This is a genomic window from Rhodopseudomonas sp. RCAM05734, assembly GCF_052658035.1.
Genome location: NZ_CP199742.1, coordinates 6,325,361 through 6,344,604, shown reverse-complemented (window position 1 = coordinate 6,344,604; position 19,244 = coordinate 6,325,361). Strand labels below are relative to the sequence as shown.

Sequence of the window (19,244 nt, the reverse complement as noted above, 5' to 3'; positions counted from 1 at the left end):
TTCGCCCCCGTCCCGTCCCCCAGAGCATTCGCATGCCGATCACAGGAGCAATCCCTTGAAAACGATATCAACTCTTCAGTTCGCGACGGTCGCCTTTTTTGTCGTGTCCACCGGTTGTCAGGCGCTCGCGCAGTCTGCTCCCTTCGCGGGCATGGCGGGGTCTTGGACAGGTGCAGGGACGATTTCGCTGTCCGATGGTTCGAAGGAGCGGGTGCGTTGCAAGGCGACCTATCAGGTCGGTCGCGCAGACGCCCGTCTGCAACAGAGCCTTCGCTGCGCCAGCGACAGCTATCGCTTCGAACTGAACAGCGACCTTGTTAGCGAGCAGGGACAGATTGCGGGCTCCTGGAGCGAACTGAGCCGCGGCATCAATGGCAGTCTCGTCGGGCGTGAAAGCGGCGGCACCATTTCTGCCGTGGCTGACGCTCCGGGCTTCTCGGCAACCCTGTCGGTTTCGACGAAGGGCAACCGGCAGAATTTTTCCATCGCGTCGGAAGGCGATATCCGCAACGTCAGCATCGTCATGAGCCGGAACTAGGCTGCGTTCCGGCCGGGGCGGAAGACGCGGGCGCATTGTGCGTTCGCTGCAAGCCGCCTACTCTTGACGCATCGGGCGCGATCCGACAAAGCGCTGGTTTTGCGGCAGGAGACGGCTTCACCTCATGATGACGCTACGCCAGATCGAGGTCGTGCGGGCCGTGATGGTCGCCGGGACCATTGGGGGGGCGGCGAAGCTGTTGAATGTCTCCGCACCCGGCATCAGCCGGCTGGTGAAATATACCGAGAAGTCGCTGGGCATTCGCTTCTTCCAGCGTCAGAACGGCCGCTATTTCCCGACCCCGGAAGCGCACAATATCTTCGAGCAGATCAACGGCGTCTATCAGAAGGTCGACGATCTCACCGAGATCATCTCCAAGATCGGGCAGGGCGCGCTGTCCGAACTGCGCATCGGCTCGGTGCCCAGCATCTCCCAGGTGATGGTGCCGCGCGCCATCGAGCGGGTGCGCCGGCGGTTTTCAGAGCTGCGCATCGACATCAATATCCTGAAGATCGAGGAGGCGGTCGATTACCTCCTGCTCGGCCGCGGCGACTGCGTCGCCATGAGCTATCGCCTCGATCACCCCGGTCTGGATTTCCTGCCGCTGGCGTCGGGCGAATTGTTCTGCATCGTGCCCGAAGGCCACGCACTGGCCGGCCGCAAGCACGTGTCGGCAAAGGAGATCACGCACTATCCCCTGATCGGCATCGATCCCAACGACCCCTATGGTCGCATCATGGCCGAGATCTTCGCGCGCTATCGGCTCAAATACGACATCACCATCCGGGCGCGCTTCGGCACGACCGTCTGTGCGCTGGTGAGGTCGGGCCTCGGCATCGCCGTGATCGACCAGTTCACCGTCGCCCATGGCGGCTACCCCGGAGTGGTCGTGCTGCCCATCGTCGAGCCGACCCGTTTCGACACCTACGTCGCCGTGAAGCGCGGCGCACCGTTGTCGATGCATATCGAGCACTTCATCGACTGCCTGCGCTCTGAAATGCGCGCCGTCGGGCCGAAGCAGGTCGCGAAAGCCCCGCCGGCCAAGCCACGTAAAAAGATAACATGATGTTATGTTTGTGGCATAACAGGGTAATTGTGTTCAATCGCCCCGGCGCTATCCTCGCGCCGTTCGCCGACGAATTGCCCGCTCTGCAGCACTGGCTCTGATCCCATGACCACGTCCACGCAAAACCTGCCCGCTTCCGGCCGCCGTTTTCTCACCGGCCTGCTCGGCGCGCCGATCGCGCAGTCGGCGTCGCCGGCGATGCACGAAGCGGCTGCAGACGCGCTGGGTGCGCGCTGCCACTACCAGTTGATAGAGGTCGCCGGCGCCGGCCGCGACGAATTGAAGCTGCTGCTCGATGGCGTTCGCCGGCTCGGCTTCTCCGGCATCAACGTCACGTTCCCCTACAAGGAAGCGGTGCTGGATCTGCTCGACGCGCTGTCGCCCGGCGCCCGAGCGATTGGCGCGGTCAATACGGTGGTCGTGCGCGACGGTCGCCTGACCGGGCATAACACCGACACCACCGGCTTTGCCCGCGCGGTGAAGGCGCTGGTCGAAGGCTCCGGCCGCGGTCCGGTGGCGGTGATCGGCACCGGCGGCGTCGGCAAGGCCATTGCCTTTGCGCTGGCCGACCTCGGTGTCAGCGAGATCCGGATCTTCGATACCGACCGCGCCAAGGTCGAGCAACTCGCAGCGCAGTTGGGTGGCAGGCTGACGGTCCGCGTTGCCGCCAGCGTCGCAGACGCGCTGACGGGGGCGGTGGGCGTGGTCAACGGTACGCCTGTGGGCATGACGCCGAGCAAGGGCACGCCGGTTCCGGACAATCTGCTGCATGCCGGGTTGTGGGTCGCCGATGCGGTCTATTCGCCGCTGTGGACGCCGCTGCTGATGGCTGCCAGGGACGTCGGCGCCAAGGTCATGACCGGACGGGATCTCGCGATCTATCAGGCGGCCGATGCGTTCGAACTGTTCACCGGTCTGGCACCTTCTACCACCGAAATGGGAATTGCATTCGACGCCGTAATGGCCAAGAGGTACCCCGCCAACGCAGCCTGACGACGTAGTCGGCCATAAGGCCTGCTCGCAATGAAAAGACGATCACAACCAAGGGAGGATTTGATATGAAAACACGTATTCTGGCGGGCGCACTGCTCGCGACCATGCTGACCGGCGCGGCCTTCGCGCAGTCCGGGCCGATCAAGCTGGCGGACGTCGCCGAGTTTTCCGGCGGCGGCGCCACCGTCGGCACCAACTGGAAGAACGGCATCGATCTGGCGATCGAGGAAGTCAATTCCAAGGGCGGCGTGCTCGGCCGCAAGCTCGAAGTCACTCACGCGGACTCGCAGTCCAATCCCGGCGTCGCGCGCGCGCAGGTCCAGAAGGCGCTCGACACCGAGCCCTACGTGCTGCTCGGGCCCGGCTATTCCGGTTCGGTCAAGGTCACCGCGCCGCTGGCCGCCGAAGCCGGCATCACGCAGATCATGGGCGGCGAAGCCGCCGAACTCACCCAGGCCGGCAACAAGTTCCTGTTCCGGACCTCGTTTGGCCAGCAGTCCACGATGCCCAAGGTCGCCAAGTACATCAACGACGAGCTGAAGGCCAAGTCGGTCGCCATCGTCTGGGTCAACAACGACTTCGGCAAGGGCGGTCGTGATTCCATCGTCAAGGAATTCGCCAAGTACAACATCAAGGTCGCCGCCGATCTCTCCACCGAAGCCGGCCAGGCCGACTTCGCCGCCGACGTCAGCAAGATCAAGTCGGCAGCCCCCGACGTGGTCTTCGTCTACGTCAACGAAGAAGAGAGCGCACGCGTCCTCAAGGAAATCAAGCGTCAGGGCATCACCGCGCCGTTGATGGGCGAGACCACCCTGGTCGGGCAGAAGGTGATCGAGCTTGCCGGCGATGCCGCCAATGGCGCCCGTGCCCATGTCGGTCTCACCACCGACGCGCCGGTCGAACTGGTCAAGGCGTTCCGCGAAAAGTTCGTCAAGAAGTACAACTACGTGCCGGACCACAACGGCATGAAGGGCTGGCTGGCGATCTACATGATCAAGGCTGCCACCGAGAAAATGGGCAAGGTCGATCCCAAGGGGCTTGCCGACGCCCTGCACGGCCTGACCATCACCGCGGCCAAGGAGCCGGGCATCCTGATGGATGTCACCTTCGACGCCAATGGAGATATCGACCGTCAGGGGTTTCTGGCGGAAGTGGTTGACGGCAAGCAGGTCATCAAGGCCGTGCTGCCGAAGCTGAATAACTGACGCGCTTGTTTTAACCTCTCCCCGCTTGCGGGGAGAGGTCGACTTGCACGCGCGAAGCGCGTGAAAGTCGGGTGAGGGGGACTCTCCATGCGCTCCGAACTTGCGGAGGGTCCCCCTCATCCGTCTCGAACCCGCTCCGCGGGTTCGAGACACCTTCTCCCCGCAAGCGGGGCGAAGGCAAGGACGCCGCCGCCGCTATTGGAGCCACCACATGTCCAACCTTCTCGATCTTCTCGTCGCTGGCCTCGCCACCGGGGCGATCTATGCGATCGCCGCGGTGGGCTTCACGCTGCTGTGGCAGACCTCGCAGACCATCAATTTCGCGCAGGGCGAATTCGTCATGCTGCCGGCCTTCCTGATGCTGGCGGTGATGCATGCCGGCGCACCGTTCTGGCTGGCGATCCTGGTCGGCATCCTGCTGTCGATGCTGCTGCTCGGCCTCGGCTTCAAGCTGCTGCTGGTCGATCCGATGCTGCGCCATGGCGTGCTGCCGCTGGCGATCGCCACCATGGCGCTGGCGATCGGCATCAAGGAAGCGGTCAAGCAGTTCTGGAGCGCCGAGGCGTCGCCGTTTCCGTCGATTGTCCCGTTGGGTGACGTCTCGGTGTTCGGTCGCCCGGTGGCGCTGCAGAGCATCGGCGTGCTGGCGCTGGCCATCGTGGCGGTGATCGCGCTGACCGCGCTGCTGAACCGCACCTCGATCGGCCACCAGATGCAGGCTGCCGCGCAAAATCCCACGGTGGCGCGCATCGTCGGCGTCCCCGTGGAGCGCATGATCATGTACACCTTCCTGATCAATGCCTTCCTGGTGGCGCTGGCGTCGCTGCTGATCACCCCGATCTATCTCGCAAAGTTTTCCAGCGGCGAAGTGCTCGGCCAGGCGGCGTTCATCGCGGCCATCGTCGGCGGCTTCAACCAGGTGCGCGGCGCTATCGCCGGCGGGCTGCTGATCGGTGTCGTCGACAACCTCGCCGCGGCCTACGTCTCGACCCAGTATCGTGCGGCGGTGCCATTGGTGCTGCTGATCGTGATCATCCTGTTCCGCCCGCAGGGCATTCTTGGCCGGCCCGAGGAGCGCACCGTATGACCCTCAACAGCAAATATTGGCAGATCGGGCTCGGTCTCGTGGTCATCGCTGCGCTGATCATCGTGCCGATGAATTTCCAGCGCTACGGCCTGTTCATCCTGAGCCAGTGGGCAGTGATGACCATCGCCGCCATGGGCCTCAACCTGACGCTGGGCTATGCCGGCCAGGTGTCGCTGGCGCAGGGCGCGTTCGTCGGCATCGGCGCTTACGCCGCGGCCATCATGACGTCGAACGGCTTGCCGCTGATCGCCGCACTCGGCGTGGCCATCGTACTGTGCTTCGCGGTCGGCTGGATCCTCGGCTATCCCGCGCTGCGCGTGCAGCATCATTATCTGGCCTTCGTCACGCTGGCCTTTTCGACGCTGGCCTTCCTCGTGTTTCGCAACGAGGACTGGCTCACCAAGGGCATCTATGGCATCAGCAACATCCCGCGGCCGGAAGTGTTCGGCTTCCCGACGCGGCGGCCGCTGCCATTTTACTATCTCTGTCTCGGCTCGCTCGGAATCGTCTCGCTGATGGTGTGGTGGCTGATCCGCTCGCCATGGGGCCGCGCCTTCGTGGCGCTGCGCGAAAACCCGGTGCGGGCGCTGTCGCTGGGCATCGACACCCGTCGCTACACGCTGATGGCCTTTGCCATCGGCTCGGCGCTCGGCGGCGTTGCCGGCACGCTGTACGCGCCGCTGACGCAGTATGTCGATCCGGTGCCGTTCAGCCTGTCGCTGTCGCTGGATCTCTTGATGATGGTGATCGTCGGCGGCTCCGGGTTCTTCTTCGGGCCGTTCCTCGGCGCGATGATCGCAGTGCTGCTGCCGGAGTGGCTGCGCTTCACCCAGGGCTACTACCTGATGATCTACGCCGTCGCGGTGATCGGTCTGCTGATCTATTCGCCCACCGGCATCCTCGGCATTCTCGACCGCGCCATATCCGAGCGCCGCACCAAGATCGCTTCGGCCATGCGCGCTGTCGCCAAATCGAAACTGGAAACGGCACCATGACCGCGGTCCTCGAAGTCAGCGACATCAGCAAGAGCTTTGGCGGCATCGCGGCGGTCAACGGCGTGTCCTTCGACGTCCATGAAGGCGAGATCCTCGGCCTGATCGGCCCCAACGGCTGCGGCAAGTCGACCTTGTTCAACTGTATCCTCGGCCAGCTCACGCCGTCAGGCGGCGAGGTCAAGGTCGACGGCAAGGTCGTCACCGGCATGCGGCCGTCGGAGCTGAACGGCCTCGGCGTCAGCCGTACCTTCCAGTTGCTGCAGGTGTTTCCCAAACTGTCGGTGCGCGAAAACCTGATCCTCGCCGGTCAGGAGCATCAGGGCAGCATGCTGTCGCGGCTGTTCGGCCCCTCCGATGCCGGCTTGACCGACGCCGCCAATCAGATGATCGGCTTCTTCAAACTCGACCACCTCGCGGATGAGCCGGCCGGTGGCCTGTCCTACGGCCAGCAGAAGCTGCTCGACGCCGCCATGGCCTTCATGGGCGGACCGCGGCTGGTGCTGCTCGACGAACCCGCTGGCGGCGTCAACCTGACCATGCTGGCCGACCTCAAGGACCGGTTGACGGCGATCAACCGCGAAAAGGGCGCGACCTTCGTGGTGATCGAGCACAACATGGATTTCGTGATGTCGCTGTGCACCCGCGTGATCGTGATGGCCGAAGGCAAGGTGTTGGCCATGGGCAAGCCCAGCGAAGTCCGCGCCAATCCCGCCGTGATCGAAGCCTATCTCGGACATTGAGGACGAAACCATGAGCGATGCGATCCTGGACGTTCAGAATCTGGTCGGCGGCTACGGCAAGATGACCATCCTTAACGGCACCACCTTCTCGGTGCCGGCGGGGTCGATCACCACGGTGATCGGTCCGAACGGTGCCGGCAAGTCCACCGTGTTCAAGGCAATCTTCGGGCTCTTGAAGCTGCGCGAGGGCAAGGTGATCTTTCGGGGGCGCGACGTCACTGGCCTCAGCCAGCGCGAATTGCTCACCGCCGGCATCTGCTACGTGCCGCAGGGCCGCAACATCTTTCCGGAACTGTCGGTGCGCCACAACATCGAACTCGGCGCGGTGGCGGCCGGGCGCGACATCACCGACCTGCCGGCGCGTATCGAGGCCGCGCTCGACAAGTTTCCGGTGCTGCGCAAGAAGGCCACGCAGCAGGCCTCGACCCTGTCCGGGGGCGAGCAGAAGCAGCTCGAAATCGCCCGCGGCCTGCTGCTCAATCCGCAGCTGGTGCTGATCGACGAGCCGTCCATTGGTCTCTCGCCGCTGATGGTGCTGCAGACTTTCAACATCCTCAAGGAGCTGCGCGACAAGGGCGTCTCGATCTTGATGATCGAGCAGAACGCCCGCTCGGCGCTGGAGATTTCCGACTTCGGCATTGTGCTGGAGCTCGGCCAGACCCGGATCTTCGACAAGGCCGAAAAGGTGCTCAACGATCCCCGCATCGGCGCGCTGTTCCTTGGCGGCGCCATGGCGGACAGCGCGGCGTGAGCAGCCGAAAGCGGATCGGCGTGATGGGCGCCGGCCTGATCGGCCGCAAGCACCTCGATTTGATCGCAGCGTCGTCGGAATGTGAAGTGGCGGGGATCGCCGACCCGTCGGACGCCGCGAAAGCATTTGCCCAGCAGCGCGGCCTGTCGTGGTATTTCGACCACCGCGAACTGCTGGATCAGGAAAAACCCGACGGCGCGATCATCGCCTCGCCGAACGCGCTGCATCTGGCAATGGTGTTGGACTGCGTCGAACGGGGCGTCCCGACGCTGGTAGAAAAGCCGGTGACCGATACCGTCATCGCGGCGCAGGAGCTGGCAGCGGCGGTCCGGCGCTCCGGTGTGCCGGTGCTGGTCGGTCATCATCGCCGGCACAATCCCGGTATCAAGGCGGTGCGCGATGCGGTCGCCGGCGGGAGGCTTGGCCAACTGACGGCGGTGGTCGGACTCTGGCTGCTGCAGAAACCCGATGATTATTTCGACGTCTCCTGGCGCCGCGAGCAGGGCGGCGGCCCGATCCTGATCAACCTCGTCCACGACATCGACAATCTGCGCTTCATCTGCGGCGAGATCGTCGAGGTGCAGGCGCTGACCTCGAACAAGGTGCGCGGCTTCGCGGTGGAGGACACTGCGGCGCTGCTGCTGCGCTTTGCCAATGGCGCGATCGGCACCGTGACATTGTCGGACGCCACGCCATCGCCGTGGAGCTGGGAGCTGTCGTCCGGCGAGAACGCCGCCTATCCGCGGCAGGACCAGCCCTGTTACATCTTCGCCGGCACCAAAGGTTCACTGTCGGTGCCGACCATGGACCTGTGGTCCTATCCGGGCGACAAGGGGTGGTGGGCGCCGCTGGCGCGGGCGGATCTTGCGTCGGAGCGGGCCGATCCGCTGGTCGAGCAGCTCAGGCATTTTTGTGCGGTGATCGATCGCCGCGAGGCGCCGCTGATTTCCGTGGACGACGCCATGGCAACTTTGGCCGTGGTCGAAGCGGTGCAACTGGCGGCGCGAACCGGCGCGCGGGTTTCGCCGGGCAGCATTCTGGAGCAGACCGCATGACCAAACTATCCATCGCTACCGTCTCTCTCAGCGGTGCACTCGACGAAAAGCTGCGCGCCATCGCTGCCGCCGGATACCACGAAGTCGAGATTTTCGAAGCCGATCTGCTGTCGTACAGCGGCAGCCCGCGCGAGATCGGCCAGATGTGCCGCGATCTCGGCCTGACCATCTGCGCCTTCCAGCCGTTTCGCGATTTCGAGGGTATGCCGGAGCCGCAGCGCAGCCGCAACTTCTACCGTGCCGAACGCAAGTTCGAACTGATGAAGGAGCTGCAGACCGACCTGATGCTGATCTGCAGCAACGTGTCGCCGCTGGGGCTCGGCGGCATCGATCGCGCTGCGGCCGATTTCCGCGAACTCGGCGACCTCGCGGCCAGACACGGCATGCGGGTCGGCTTCGAGGCGTTGGCATGGGGCCGGCACGTCCGCGACTATCGCGACGCCTGGGAAATCGTGCGCCGCGCCGACCACAAATCCATCGGCGTCATCCTCGACAGCTTTCATGCGCTGGCGCCGGCCTTTCCGGTGACCGCGATCGCGTCGATCCCCGCCGACAAGATTTTCCTGGTGCAACTCGCCGACGCGCCGAAGCTCGGGCTCGATGTCCTGCCGTGGAGCCGGCATTTCCGCTGTTTCCCCGGGCAGGGCGACCTGCCGGTCACAGGCTTCATGGAAGCGGTGATGGCCACCGGCTATAGCGGCCCGTGGTCGCTGGAAATTTTCAACGACCAGTTCCGTGCCGGCTCCGCCGCGCGCACCGCCACCGATGGCCTGCGCTCGTTGATCCTGCTGAAAGACCAGCTGGCCGAACCGACCGCCAAGCTGGCGCCGCCGGCGCGCAGCCTTGGCGTTGGCTTCATCGAATTTGCTGTCAACGAAGTGAGCGCGGCGGGTCTCGCGACCCTGTTCGGTCAACTCGGCTTCCGCAAGACCGGCGCCCATCGCAGCAAGGCAGTGGAGCGCTGGTCGCAAGGCGCCATCGAACTCGTCATCAACCACGAGCAGGGCGGCTTTGCGCATTCGCACTACGTCACCCACGGCCCAGGGGTCTGCGCCATCGCCCTCGACGTCGACGATGCATCGAAAACCATGGCGCGCGCCGAGGCGCTGAAGGCGAAGACCTTCTATCAGCCCGTCGGCCCCGGCGAACTGGAAATTCCGGCGATCCACGGCGTCGGCGGCAGCCTGCTGTATTTCCTCGATGGGACCGGCAACAACTGGGACACCGATTTCGCGGCGCTCGCCAGCGATCCCGGCGCCGATCGCCTGACGGCCGTCGACCATATCTCGCAGTCGATGCCTTACGAGGAAATGCCGTCGTGGCTGTTGTTCTACGTCGGCATTCTCGATCTGCAGCGGCTGCCGCAGATGGAAATCGCCGATCTCGTCGGCCTGGTGCAGAGCCAGGCCTTGATCAACGCTAGCCAGACGCTGCGTGTGGTGCTGAACGGATCGTCGGCGACGCGCACGCTGTCGAACCGCTTCATCTCCGAGTTCTTCGGCTCGGGCGTTCAGCATATTGCCTTCTCATGCGAGGATATCTTTGCGGCGGTCGCGGAGATGCGGGCGCGCGGCGCCAGCTTTCTGAAGATTCCGGAGAACTACTATGCCGATATCGAGGCCAAATACGGTCTCGACACGGCCACCATGACTCTGCTCCGCGACAACCAGATCCTCTATGAACGCGAAGGCGACGGCGAGTTCTTCCAGATCTACACCCACGCCTTCGACGAGCGCTTCTTTTTCGAGATCGTCGAACGGCGCAACTATGCGGGATTTGGCGCGACCAATGCCGCCATCAGGCTGGCGGCGCAGACCCGCGAGGCGCGCCCGGTCAGCATGCCCCGCCTCTGAACGGCCGGGCGGGACGGCGCTGCGGTCCTATTTGGAGATACGCAGGTTGGTCAGCGCCGTTCCGATGGTGTTGAAGGTCGAGATGACCTGGCTTGCCGTGGTGAGCTGAAAGAAGTTGCCGCTGCCGCTGGCGCAATATTGGAGCACCGCGGAGGTCGGGTCGCCGCCGGTATTGACCTGGATTGTATAGATGGTGACGTTGGCGGCCTTGATGTTATCGCATAGCGGCTGCTGGCGCGCGTCGACCTGCGACGAGGGCGTGCTGCCGTCGCCGTACCAGCGATCCATGGTGTTGAGGCCGTCCGACAGCAGAATGATCGCCTTCTTGTAGGTGTAATTGCTGTCTTCGGCCGGCGCGTTGAAAGGCGCGGTTTGCTGCAGCGTCTGCCATGCCCACACCAGGCCGATCGGCTGGTTGGTGCCGCCGCTCGGCGTCATGGTCGCTACCGACGCCTTCAGTGCCGTCCAATTATAGCTCAGGGGAGTGATCACGGTCGGGCAATAGGACGACTGGTCGGCCGGATAATAGGTGGCGGCGGTAGTCGGTGCCGTGATCTGAACGTCGTAGTTCTGCGTCCGATCGATCACGCAGCCGTTCCAGCTATTGATGTTGTTGCTGGACGAGCCGCATCGCATGGTCCGGTACCACGAATTGTAGCTCGAGCCGCAGGTCCAGCCCTCCTCGATGCTGCCCACGGTCGACCAGTTGCTCCAGTCGATATAGCCGCTGTTCTTGTATCCGGTGCCGAGATTGACCACGTTGGCGAACGGGACCAGGGAGATGTAGACGTCGCCATTGGTCTGAGCGGAGGCACTGAGCTGGTTGATGAGGTTGGTGGTGGCAGTTTGCAGCGCAGACATCTTGCCGTCGTCTTTCATGGATCCGGTGTTGTCGAGCGCCATGGCGACACGGAGCTTGGTCATGCCCCAACTCGCCGTGGACGATGAGGACAGGGTCAGGGTAGGAAACCCGACCACCTTCATGAAGGACGTGTTGATAGTCCCGGAGCCGGACAGCACCACAGATGATCCTGTGGTGGCACTGTTCGAATAGGTCGCCGTCAGGGTGACGCTCGGTACATCGGTATTTGTATATAGTGCGGTGAAGTAGGCGTTGGCCTTGGTGTTCAGCTGGGCCCTGGTCATGTCGCCCGCCGCATCGTCCTTGGCGACCATCAATGCGGCGGAGTCCAGGGCCGCATGCATCGCCGAACGCGCGGCATTGGCGCGGCTGTAGTCGACCGCAGCGCCGATGAAGCCGATCGTGGGCACCATCACGATCGCAAAGATTACGGCGATGTTGCCATCCTGCGACCGGCAGAAGCGCCGTAACGGTGGCAGGATACGGGACGCGATGACGGTATGCAGCATGGGTCGATCCGGATTTTAATTTCGAATCGACCATGGCGGCTGAGCTGTGAAAGGCTAGCAAAAGACTGCTGCGGAATCCTGTTGCATTATGTTTTCAAACGCGACCTGGATAGCGCGGTGGTACTGCGCATCACTCGCTTTGTGAGGAAATATCCCGGAAACAATGCGCTGCGGTCATGTCGACCCGAAAGAAGAAGCTCCGGCCGAGCTCGACAACCAGTGCCAGAAGCTCGCGCTGAGGCTGCGCGCGACGATGACGTCTATCGCAGGTGACTCGTCGATCTTGCACAGCGTGACGCCGACATGGGCGATCTGCGTGACGGCGACGCTGCCGGCCGGAAAGGCCTTGGCATCGAGATCAATCGCCACGCCCTTCGCCAGCGTCTCGATCAGCGCGGGGCCGCTCAGCCGTAATACACCGCAGGCGCCGGACTGATCGACCACCGAGGCAACGCCCTCGAGTTGTTGCGCGAGGTTGGCGACGAAACGCGCCGGCGGCGCGCTGTGAATTGCCAGCCATCGTCCGGGTCCGGTACCGAGCAAAGCGAGGGCGTCGCTGCCGCGCCAGTGCGGGCCGCTGGGCAGATCGATGTCGTACTGTTCCTTAATGGATGCCGCGAGCGCATCGATCTTGCCCTTGCGCGCCATCAGCGTCGCGATGCCGAGGCCTGCTCGTTCGTGGACGGTGAGGCCGCGGCCGACGATAGGCAGCGGCAAATCGACGAAGGCGGAGATGGAGGTGAGGTCAGCCACGCAGCCGCGCTCCTTCTGCGTCGACGAAGACCGGCGACACCACTTCGAGATCGAGATCGGCGGACCGGATCGGGTCCCAGGCCCGGATGATCTCACCGATCCGTTCGGGGCCATCGGCTAGCAGGCCGAGGCCGATCCAGTGGCCGCAGGAGGGGCTGAAGGCCGACGAGGTGATGTAGCCGGCCTCGTTATCGGGAGAGGGCGTCACTCCGCGGGCAAAGAGCAACGCGCCGTTGCGCAGCCGCTGGCCGCGATCGACGGGCTGCAATCCGACCAGCGTCGGGCGGGTCGGATCGACCAGCGCCGGGCGGTCGGCCATGGCGCGGCCGATGTAATCCTTCGTCTGCGACATCATCCTTCCCAGCCCGAGATCGCGCGCCACGGTCTGGCCGTTGAGTTCGGAGCCGGCGACATGGCCCTTCTCGATGCGCATCACGCTGAGTGCCTCGGTGCCGTATAGCGAGACGCCGAAGGTTGCGCCGGCCTGCATCAGTGCGCGCAACAGCGCCTCGCCGCGATCCGCGGGGGCGGCGATCTCGTAGGCCAGTTCGCCGGAGAACGAGACGCGGAACAGCCGCAGCGGAATGTCGCCGAAATCGAATTCGACGCAGCCCATATAGGGAAAGGCATCGTTGGACAGATCGATGGCGGCGCCGAGCATGGCCTGCAGCAGTTCGCGCGAACGCGGACCCGCCACCGCATATTGCGCCCATTGTTCGGTGACCGAAACCATCTGCACGTCGAGCTCCGGCCATAGCACCTGGTGGTAGTATTCCAGATGCTGCATGACCTTGCCGGCATTCACCGTGGTGGTGGTCAACACGTAATGCTCGGGCGCCAGCCGCGCGACGGTGCCGTCGTCCATGACGAACCCATCCTCGCGCAGCATCGCGCCATAGCGCACGCGGCCGACGGGGAGTGTCGAGAAGGTGTTGATATAGATGCGGTCGAGGAAGGCGCCGACATCGCTGCCGCACAGCGCGATCTTGCCGAGCGTCGAGACATCGCAGATGCCGACCCGCTCGCGCACTGCCCTCACCTCACGCGTCACGCTGGTGAGCCAGTCGGTCTCGCCGCGCGCATTGAACCACTGCGCGCGCAACCATTGTCCGGCCTCGACGAAGGTCGCGTTGGCCGCCTCGGAAAAGGCAAGGCTCGCGGTCAGCCGGGTCGGCTTGAAATGCTTGCCCTTGTGGATGCCCGCGAAGGCGGCGATGGCCACCGGCACATGCGGCGGTCGGGCGCGGGTGGCGCCGGTCTCGGCGATGGTCTTCCTGATTTCGCCGGCAAGGATGGCGAGGCCGTTGACGTTCGACGTCTTGCCCTGGTCGGTGGCCATGCCCAGCGTGGTGTAGCGCTTGAGATGCTCGACCGAGCGAAAGCCTTCCTGCGCTGCCAGCGCGATGTCGGTGGCGGTGACGTCGTTCTGCAGGTCGACGAAGGCCTTGGCGCGCGATCCCGCAAACAGCCATACGGGGGAAACGCCGGCGGCTTCGTCGCTGGTGCGATAGGTTGGTATCGCTGTCGTCGCATGGCCTGCACGCGTTGCTGCCTCCGCGCCGGCGCGCGCGCCGTGCTGCAAGGCGTCGCCCAGCGTCCATTGGCCGGCGGCGGCGCCCGCGATCTGCATGGTCTTCGGCGGCGCGGCGCACAGGAAAGCGGCGGCGGCGTCCGACCAGTCGCCCTTGCCGCCGAGATGGGTGGCGATGCCGATCGACGAATTCCAGCCGCCGGATACTGCGAGCGTATCGGCTTCGATAGTCGTTGCCCTGCCTTCGCTATCGACGATGGCGATGGAGCTGAGGCGGCGATAGCCGGAAGTGTCGGTGACATGGGCGCCAAGGTACTGCGGAGCGTTGCCGGCGAGGCCGCGCACGGCGGGCGATATGTCACGTCGCGCATCGACAATGCCGGCGAGCGTCACGCCGGCCTTGCGCAGGTCGGCGGCCGTGCGCCAGCCGTCATCCGACGTGGTGAAGATCGCGACACGCTGGCCGGGGCTGACGCCGAATCGGTTGAGATAGGTCCGCACCGCCGAGGCCAGCATGATGCCCGGCCGGTCGTTGCCCGGAAATACCAGCGGCCGTTCCTGCGCGCCCGCAGCGAGGATGCATTGGGTGGCGACGATCTTCCACAGCCGCTGCCGTGGCATGAATGGCGCGGGTTCGATGAGGTGATCGGAGACGCGCTCCAGCGCGCCGTATTCGCCGTCATAGGCGCCGAACACGGCGGTGCGCCGGAGGATGCGCACGTTTGCAAATGTGCCGAGTTCGGCTTCTGCCTGCACTGCCCATGACGTCGCGCTCACGCCGTCGATGGTGTCGTTCTCCGCCAGCAACCGGCCGCCGAGCACAAAATCTTCTTCGGCGAGGATAACCCGCGCACCGGCGCGACCGGCTGCCAATGCCGCGGCAAGGCCGGCCGGGCCAGCGCCAATCACCAGCAGGTCGCAGAACGCGTGCGCCTTCTCGTAAGTGTCGGGATCGTCCTGTCCGCTCAGCGTGCCCAATCCGGCGGAGGCGCGGATCGCCGGCTCGTAGAAGTTTTCCCAGAACGAAGCGGGCCACATGAAGGTCTTGTAGTAGAATCCGGCATTCAGCAGCGGCCCGGCCAGCTGATGCACGGCGCGCAAATCGAAGCGCGGCGATGGCCAGCAATTCTGGCTCGACGCCTCCAGCCCGTCATACAGTTCGACGGTGGTCGCCTTGGTGTTTGGTTCGGCCCGCGCGCCGGAGCGCAGGGTCACCAGCGCATTGGGCTCCTCCGGCCCGGCGGAGAATATGCCGCGGGGCCGGTGATATTTGAACGAGCGGCCGACCAGCATGATGTCGTTGGCGAGCAGCGCCGAGGCCAGCGTGTCGCCGGCGAAGCCGCGGAATGGCTTGCCGTCGAAGCGAAACGACAGCGCTTTGCCGCGGTCGATCAGTCCGCCCGATGCGATGCGGCTCATGGTGTTGCTCCGTGGGCCAGCGCCGCGTCGACGATCTCGTGCGTGGTGATGTTGCGCGTCACCACCAGCCAAGCGTGGCAGCCTGCCTGGTGATACCAGTGCTCTTTATGCAAGCCGGCCGGATTGTCGCGCTGATAGACGTAGTCATACATCGCATCGGCATCGTGGGTCGTCGGACGCGTCAGCGTGGCGTCGCCGTGATAGGCGAATTCGTTGATGTCGCGGGAGCCGCAGAAGGGGCAGGGGATGCGCATGATGCTCAGTGCAGGTTGGGTTGGGCGCCCTGGCCCTTTTCGTCGAGGATGGCGCCGCTGCGAAAGCGGTCGAGCCGCAGCGCGGTGGCGGCGGGATGCGGTTCGTCTTTCGCCAGCAGATGCGCGAACACCAGGCCGGAGCCCGGCGTCGCCTTGAAGCCGCCATAGCACCAGCCGGCATTGAGATAGAGCCCGTCGATATGGGTGCGGTCGATGATCGGCGAGCCATCCATGGACATGTCGACGAGGCCGCCCCAGTTGCGCAGCATCCGCGCGCGGCCGATCGCCGGCATCAAGGCCATGCCACCCTCGCAGACGTCCTCCGCGACAGGCAGATTGCCGCGCTGGGCATAGGAGTTGTAGCCGTCGATGTCGCCGCCGAACACCAGCCCGCCCTTGTCGGACTGGCTGATATAAAAGTGTCCGGCGCCGAAGGTGATGACGCCGGGAATCACCGGCTTCAGTCCTTCGGAAACAAACGCCTGCAGCACATGGCTCTCGATCGGCAGCCGCATCCCGGCCATGGCGGCCACCCGTGAGCTGGAGCCGGCCACGGCGACGCCGACCTTCTTCGCCCTGATCTTGCCGCGCGTCGTGGTGACGCCCGTCACCCGGCCGCCCTCGATGTCGAAGCCGGTGACCTCGCAGTTCTGGATCACGTCGACGCCGCGGTCCGAGGCACCGCGCGCATAACCCCAGGCCACGGCGTCATGGCGCACAGTGCCACCGCGCTTCTGCAGCAACCCGCCCTGGATCGGAAACCGCGCGGCATCGAAGTTCAGGAACGGATACAGCTTCCTCACGCCGTCGCGATCCAGCAGCTCCGCGTCGGCGCCGTTCAGGATCATCATGTTGCCGCGTCGCGCATAGGCGTCGCGCTGGCCGTCGGAATGGAACAGGTTCAGCACGCCGCGCTGGCTGACCATGGCGTTGTAATTGAAATCCTGTTCGAGACCTTCCCACAGCTTCAGCGACAGCTCGTAGAGCGGGATATTGCCCGACAGCAGATAGTTGGAGCGGATGATGGTGGTGTTGCGGCCGACATTGCCTGACCCGATCCAGCTCTTCTCCAGCACGGCGATGTTCTTGAGGCCATATTCCTTCGCCAGATAATAGGCCGTGGCGAGGCCATGGCCGCCGCCGCCGACAATGACGATGTCGTATTCGGGTTTGGGCGCGGCGTCGCGCCATTGCGGGGTCCAGCCGCTGTGGCCGGACAGCGTCTGCTTGATCAGCGATGTCAGCGAATAGCGCATGTCAGGCCATGGTTCAGGTGCGGCGGGGATAGACGATGACCGAGAGATAGGTCATCGGTGCCTTGATCAGTTCTTCAGGCCCGTGCCGCGCCGCGGCGTCGAAGAACAGCGCGTCGCCCGGCTCCATCAGATAGGTCTGGTCGGCGTGGCGATAGCGCACCTTGCCGGACAGCATGTAGATCAGCTCGACACCGGCGTGGCGGAAATTGGTGTAGGGCTCGGCGTCTTCCTTCAGTGTGATCAGATAGGGCTCGACGCCCAGTTCGCCGTGAATGGAATGGCCCAGCAGATTGTACTGGTGGCCGGCCTTGGTGCCGCGGCGCTCTATGTTGACGCCGGCTCCGGCCTTGACGAAGGAGCAGTCGCGGCGCTCCTCGGTCTCGCGGAAGAACCGGCTGATCGGCACGTTGAGCGCTGTGGACAGCGCGTTCAGCGTACCCAGCGAAGCCGAGATGCTGCCGGTCTCGATCTTCGACAGCATGCCGGTGGAAATCCCGGCCGAGGCCGACAGCTCCGCCACGGTCAGTTCGAGCTCCTTGCGCAGCTTGCGCACCTCGTTGCCGATCTGCGATTCCAGCGTGCTGGCCACTTCAGCCGGCGCGTTGGAGCCGGTCAGCAGCTCGCCGGCTTTGGCGGGCACAGCCTTCGCTGCCGTCTTCCTGGCGGCGGGCTTGGCAGATTTCGGTTTGGCCTTCACGGACGGCATGCTGTTTCCCGGGTCATCGCCTGCGCGATTTCATTGACAACTGTCATATCACGGAATACCTGTAAAGAAAGTAAGTTTCTTGAGGCGAAAATGTGTGGAATTGCCGGACTGTTCCTGAAGAACAAGGCGCTGGAGCCGCAGCTCGGCGCCATGCTGCACCGCATGCTGGAAACCCTGTCGGACCGCGGGCCTGATAGCGCCGGCTTTGCGGTGTTCGGCGGCGGCGAGGCCGGGCGCGTCAAGTCGACGCTGCGGATCGCGGAAGGCGCCGACGCCAATGCCGTGATCGCGCAGCTGGAAAGCCGGCTCGGCGCGCTCGCCCCGGTGGTCCGCTCCAATCACGTCATCATCTCCGTCCCGTCCGACAGGCACGATCAGCTGCACGCCGCGATTGCCGCGCTGGCGCCCGCCGTCGAACTGGTCGGCTCCGGCGCCCGCATGGAATTGTACAAGGAGGTCGGGTTGCCCGGCGATGTGGCGAAACGTTTCGCGCTGTCGTCGATGTCTGGCACCCACGCCATCGGTCACACCCGCATGGCCACCGAATCTGCCGTCACCACCAATGGCGCGCATCCGTTTTCCACCGGCCTCGACCAGTGCCTTGTGCATAACGGCTCGCTGTCGAACCACAACGCCGTGCGTCGCACCTTGAAGGGCGAGGGCCTCAGCTTCGCCACCGACAATGACAGCGAGGTCGCGGCCGGCTACCTGACCTGGCGGATGCGTGAGGGTGCAAGCCTGGAGCAGGCGCTGACCCAAAGCCTCGATGATCTCGATGGCTTCTATACCTTCGTGGTCGGCACAGAGTCAGGCTTCGCGGTGCTGCGCGATCCCATCGCCTGCAAGCCTGCCGTGATGGCTGAGACCGACGACTACGTCGCCTTCGGTTCGGAGTATCGCGCGCTCGATGGCCTGCCGGGCATCGACAAGGCCCGCGTGTTCGAGCCCGAGCCGGCGCGGGTCTATGCCTGGGAACGTGCCTGATGACATCCGCTGACCTCGCCTCGATCACGCTGCGTGAGCTGAATGCCACCCTGCACGCATTGCCCGCCGACACCAACGAGACCCATTGGCTGGTCGCCAATCCCGGCGGCAAGCACGCCATCGCCTGCGGCCTGACCCTGCCCATCACCGTCGAGATCGACGGTCACGTCGGCTACTACTGTGCCGGCATGAACAGCGAAGCCACCGTATTGGTGAAGGGCAATGCCGGCGTCGGCATAGCCGAGAACATGATGTCAGGCGAGGTGCGGGTCCAGGGCGATGCCAGCCAGGCCGCCGGCGCCACCGGCAATGGCGGGCTGCTCGTCATCGAAGGCAATGCCTCGGCGCGCTGCGGCATCTCCATGAAGGGCATCGACATTGTGGTGAAGGGCTCGATCGGGCCGATGAGCGCCTTCATGGCGCAGGCCGGCAATCTTGTGGTGCTCGGCGATGCCGGCGAGGCGCTCGGCGATTCGATCTACGAGGCGCGGCTGTTCGTGCGCGGCGCGGTGAAGAGCCTCGGCTCCGACTGCGAGGAAAAGCCAATGACATCAGACGATCGCAGCGTGCTCGATGCGGTGCTGGCGAAGGCCGGGATCGCGGACGTCGATGCCGGAGCCTTCCGGCTCTACGGTTCCGCGCGAAAGCTTTATCATTTTCATGTCGACAACGTCGACGCGTATTGAT

The 19,244-nt window shown here is 64.6% G+C and carries 18 protein-coding genes; 12 read left to right on the top strand and 6 right to left on the bottom strand.

Features of this window, described 5'->3' with window-relative positions:
- Positions 1-55 precede the first annotated feature (55 nt).
- The 10 genes from ACUXVA_RS29975 (at position 56) to ACUXVA_RS29930 (ending at position 10,283) form a co-directional block, all read left to right on the top strand.
- Positions 56-538: a hypothetical protein gene (locus tag ACUXVA_RS29975; protein WP_265082289.1), complete on the top strand. Its 483-nt coding sequence runs from the start codon at positions 56-58 to the stop codon at positions 536-538.
- Between the two features lie 124 nt (positions 539-662).
- On the top strand, positions 663-1,604 hold the full coding sequence (locus tag ACUXVA_RS29970; RefSeq protein WP_445489878.1) for a LysR family transcriptional regulator: 942 nt from the start codon (positions 663-665) through the stop codon (positions 1,602-1,604).
- A 105-nt stretch (positions 1,605-1,709) separates the two neighbouring features.
- Positions 1,710-2,597: a shikimate dehydrogenase gene (locus tag ACUXVA_RS29965; RefSeq protein WP_265082290.1), complete on the top strand. Its 888-nt coding sequence runs from the start codon at positions 1,710-1,712 to the stop codon at positions 2,595-2,597.
- Positions 2,598-2,662: 65 nt separating this feature from the next.
- Positions 2,663-3,802 (top strand): ABC transporter substrate-binding protein, encoded by a 1,140-nt coding sequence (locus ACUXVA_RS29960; protein WP_265082291.1) that lies wholly within the window; start codon positions 2,663-2,665, stop codon positions 3,800-3,802.
- A 211-nt stretch (positions 3,803-4,013) separates the two neighbouring features.
- Complete coding sequence (locus ACUXVA_RS29955) at positions 4,014-4,889, top strand: branched-chain amino acid ABC transporter permease (protein WP_445489875.1); 876 nt, start codon at positions 4,014-4,016, stop codon at positions 4,887-4,889.
- A complete protein-coding gene (locus ACUXVA_RS29950) occupies positions 4,886-5,884 on the top strand; it encodes a branched-chain amino acid ABC transporter permease (protein ID WP_265082293.1) in 999 nt (332 codons plus the stop codon). The genes ACUXVA_RS29955 and ACUXVA_RS29950 overlap by 4 nt, the downstream gene beginning before the upstream one ends.
- Positions 5,881-6,624, top strand: a complete 744-nt coding sequence (locus ACUXVA_RS29945; protein ID WP_265082294.1) for an ABC transporter ATP-binding protein — start codon at positions 5,881-5,883, stop codon at positions 6,622-6,624. The genes ACUXVA_RS29950 and ACUXVA_RS29945 overlap by 4 nt, the downstream gene beginning before the upstream one ends.
- A 10-nt stretch (positions 6,625-6,634) precedes the next feature.
- The gene (locus ACUXVA_RS29940) at positions 6,635-7,375 is read left to right on the top strand and encodes an ABC transporter ATP-binding protein (protein ID WP_265082295.1); all 741 of its coding nucleotides are present in this window, start codon (positions 6,635-6,637) and stop codon (positions 7,373-7,375) included.
- Complete coding sequence (locus ACUXVA_RS29935) at positions 7,372-8,430, top strand: Gfo/Idh/MocA family protein (protein ID WP_265082296.1); 1,059 nt, start codon at positions 7,372-7,374, stop codon at positions 8,428-8,430. The genes ACUXVA_RS29940 and ACUXVA_RS29935 overlap by 4 nt, the downstream gene beginning before the upstream one ends.
- The gene (locus tag ACUXVA_RS29930) at positions 8,427-10,283 is read left to right on the top strand and encodes a bifunctional sugar phosphate isomerase/epimerase/4-hydroxyphenylpyruvate dioxygenase family protein (protein WP_265082297.1); all 1,857 of its coding nucleotides are present in this window, start codon (positions 8,427-8,429) and stop codon (positions 10,281-10,283) included. Before ACUXVA_RS29935 ends, ACUXVA_RS29930 begins: the two co-directional genes overlap by 4 nt.
- 27 nt (positions 10,284-10,310) lie before the next feature.
- On the opposite strand, the gene ACUXVA_RS29925 is transcribed toward ACUXVA_RS29930, so the two are convergent.
- From ACUXVA_RS29925 to ACUXVA_RS29900, 6 genes are all read right to left on the bottom strand, one after another.
- Positions 10,311-11,654 carry a vWA domain-containing protein gene (locus ACUXVA_RS29925; RefSeq protein ID WP_445489871.1) on the bottom strand — a complete coding sequence of 448 codons (1,344 nt, stop codon included), beginning with the start codon at positions 11,652-11,654 and terminating at the stop codon, positions 10,311-10,313.
- A gap of 174 nt (positions 11,655-11,828) precedes the next feature.
- On the bottom strand, positions 11,829-12,407 hold the full coding sequence (locus ACUXVA_RS29920; RefSeq protein ID WP_265082299.1) for a sarcosine oxidase subunit gamma: 579 nt from the start codon (positions 12,405-12,407) through the stop codon (positions 11,829-11,831).
- Entirely contained in the window at positions 12,400-15,357 is a 2,958-nt protein-coding gene (locus ACUXVA_RS29915; RefSeq protein WP_445489868.1) for a sarcosine oxidase subunit alpha family protein, read from the bottom strand. Before ACUXVA_RS29915 ends, ACUXVA_RS29920 begins: the two co-directional genes overlap by 8 nt.
- The gene (locus ACUXVA_RS29910; protein ID WP_265082300.1) at positions 15,354-15,611 is read right to left on the bottom strand and encodes a sarcosine oxidase subunit delta; all 258 of its coding nucleotides are present in this window, start codon (positions 15,609-15,611) and stop codon (positions 15,354-15,356) included. Before ACUXVA_RS29910 ends, ACUXVA_RS29915 begins: the two co-directional genes overlap by 4 nt.
- A 5-nt stretch (positions 15,612-15,616) precedes the next feature.
- Positions 15,617-16,867: a sarcosine oxidase subunit beta family protein gene (locus tag ACUXVA_RS29905; protein ID WP_265082301.1), complete on the bottom strand. Its 1,251-nt coding sequence runs from the start codon at positions 16,865-16,867 to the stop codon at positions 15,617-15,619.
- Between the two features lie 13 nt (positions 16,868-16,880).
- Positions 16,881-17,573: a helix-turn-helix domain-containing protein gene (locus ACUXVA_RS29900; RefSeq protein WP_265082302.1), complete on the bottom strand. Its 693-nt coding sequence runs from the start codon at positions 17,571-17,573 to the stop codon at positions 16,881-16,883.
- 90 nt (positions 17,574-17,663) lie between these two features.
- On the opposite strand from ACUXVA_RS29900, the gene ACUXVA_RS29895 reads away from it, so the two are divergent.
- The gene (locus ACUXVA_RS29895) at positions 17,664-18,557 is read left to right on the top strand and encodes a class II glutamine amidotransferase (RefSeq protein WP_265082303.1); all 894 of its coding nucleotides are present in this window, start codon (positions 17,664-17,666) and stop codon (positions 18,555-18,557) included.
- Positions 18,557-19,243: a GltB/FmdC/FwdC-like GXGXG domain-containing protein gene (locus ACUXVA_RS29890; RefSeq protein WP_265082304.1), complete on the top strand. Its 687-nt coding sequence runs from the start codon at positions 18,557-18,559 to the stop codon at positions 19,241-19,243. Before ACUXVA_RS29895 ends, ACUXVA_RS29890 begins: the two co-directional genes overlap by 1 nt.
- Position 19,244 lies beyond the last annotated feature (1 nt).

What these genes read in the sequence shown, in the direction of transcription:
- ACUXVA_RS29965 (WP_265082290.1), top strand. Translation starts at nt 1,710, where the DNA reads ATGACCACGTCCACGCAAAACCTGCCCGCTTCCGGCCGCCGTTTTCTC.
- ACUXVA_RS29960 (WP_265082291.1), top strand. Translation starts at nt 2,663, where the DNA reads ATGAAAACACGTATTCTGGCGGGCGCACTGCTCGCGACCATGCTGACC.
- ACUXVA_RS29900 (WP_265082302.1), bottom strand. Translation starts at nt 17,573, where the DNA reads ATGCCGTCCGTGAAGGCCAAACCGAAATCTGCCAAGCCCGCCGCCAGG.
- ACUXVA_RS29905 (WP_265082301.1), bottom strand. Translation starts at nt 16,867, where the DNA reads ATGCGCTATTCGCTGACATCGCTGATCAAGCAGACGCTGTCCGGCCAC.
- ACUXVA_RS29955 (WP_445489875.1), top strand. Translation starts at nt 4,014, where the DNA reads ATGTCCAACCTTCTCGATCTTCTCGTCGCTGGCCTCGCCACCGGGGCG.
- ACUXVA_RS29930 (WP_265082297.1), top strand. Translation starts at nt 8,427, where the DNA reads ATGACCAAACTATCCATCGCTACCGTCTCTCTCAGCGGTGCACTCGAC.
- ACUXVA_RS29950 (WP_265082293.1), top strand. Translation starts at nt 4,886, where the DNA reads ATGACCCTCAACAGCAAATATTGGCAGATCGGGCTCGGTCTCGTGGTC.
- ACUXVA_RS29945 (WP_265082294.1), top strand. Translation starts at nt 5,881, where the DNA reads ATGACCGCGGTCCTCGAAGTCAGCGACATCAGCAAGAGCTTTGGCGGC.
- ACUXVA_RS29940 (WP_265082295.1), top strand. Translation starts at nt 6,635, where the DNA reads ATGAGCGATGCGATCCTGGACGTTCAGAATCTGGTCGGCGGCTACGGC.
- ACUXVA_RS29915 (WP_445489868.1), bottom strand. Translation starts at nt 15,357, where the DNA reads ATGAGCCGCATCGCATCGGGCGGACTGATCGACCGCGGCAAAGCGCTG.
- ACUXVA_RS29970 (WP_445489878.1), top strand. Translation starts at nt 663, where the DNA reads ATGATGACGCTACGCCAGATCGAGGTCGTGCGGGCCGTGATGGTCGCC.
- ACUXVA_RS29925 (WP_445489871.1), bottom strand. Translation starts at nt 11,654, where the DNA reads ATGCTGCATACCGTCATCGCGTCCCGTATCCTGCCACCGTTACGGCGC.
- ACUXVA_RS29895 (WP_265082303.1), top strand. Translation starts at nt 17,664, where the DNA reads ATGTGTGGAATTGCCGGACTGTTCCTGAAGAACAAGGCGCTGGAGCCG.
- ACUXVA_RS29890 (WP_265082304.1), top strand. Translation starts at nt 18,557, where the DNA reads ATGACATCCGCTGACCTCGCCTCGATCACGCTGCGTGAGCTGAATGCC.
- ACUXVA_RS29910 (WP_265082300.1), bottom strand. Translation starts at nt 15,611, where the DNA reads ATGCGCATCCCCTGCCCCTTCTGCGGCTCCCGCGACATCAACGAATTC.